1 protein-coding gene is annotated in these 795 nt (G+C 75.2%); it reads left to right on the top strand.

All coding sequences use genetic code 11. From position 1 onward, the window contains the following. Positions 1-750: MFS transporter (locus C1I97_RS38195; RefSeq protein ID WP_146608462.1), on the top strand; the 750-nt coding region annotated here is incomplete at its 5' end. Between the last annotated feature and the right edge of the window lie 45 nt (positions 751-795).

The following is a 795-nucleotide window of genomic DNA, read 5'->3' as shown; positions in this document are numbered from 1 at the left end:
GAGACACCCCCCGCGCCCCGGCCGCTGCGCCAGGACGTGCGCGACGGCCTCCACTACACGATGCGCGACCCCTACCTGCGCGTCCTCACCTCCTACGGCACCGTCACCAACCTGCTGCTCACCGGCTACCAGGCCCTTCTCACCGTCTTCCTGGTCCGCGACCTGGGCGTCGGCGAGGCCGCGGTGGGCTGGCTGCTGGCCGGCGCCAGCGTCGGCGGGCTGCTCGGCGCCGTCGTCGCGGGCAGACTCGCCCGGCGTTTCGGCTCCGCCCGCGGCATGCTGCTGTGCAAGTTCGCCACCGCGCCGTTCGGCCTGCTCGTCCCGCTGGCCGAACCGGGGTGGCGGGTCGTCCTGCTCGCCCTCGGCGGCGCGGTGCTCGCCCTGGGCGTGGTCTCCGCCAACGTCATCCAGGGCACGTTCCGCCAGCAGTACTGCCCGCCGCACCTGCTGGGCCGGATCACGGCCAGCATGTCGGTCGCCAACTTCGGTGCCATCCCCGTCGGTTCGCTGCTCGGCGGCGTCCTCGGCGGCATGCTCGGCGTGCGCCCCGCGCTGTGGCTGCTCACCGGCGGCCTGGCGGTCAGCTCGGCCCTGCTCCTGGCCGGCCCCCTGCGCGCCCACCGCGACCTTCCGACCGAACCACCCACGCGACCCGAGGGGCCGGCCCCGGCCTGCAGGCGTCCCCGGGCGGAGCAGGGTGCGGCCGACGGCATCCCGCGCACCGTCATCGAACAGGAAAGGGGACGGTGAGTGATCCCATGAGCGGTTCCCCGCCCCCCGCGAGCGGCACCCTGC

Origin of the sequence: Streptomyces sp. NTH33, from assembly GCF_003236365.1 — a bacterium.
In the GTDB taxonomy this organism is placed as follows: Bacteria; Actinomycetota; Actinomycetes; order Streptomycetales; family Streptomycetaceae; genus Streptomyces.
This window is presented reverse-complemented; position numbering and strand designations above follow the sequence as displayed.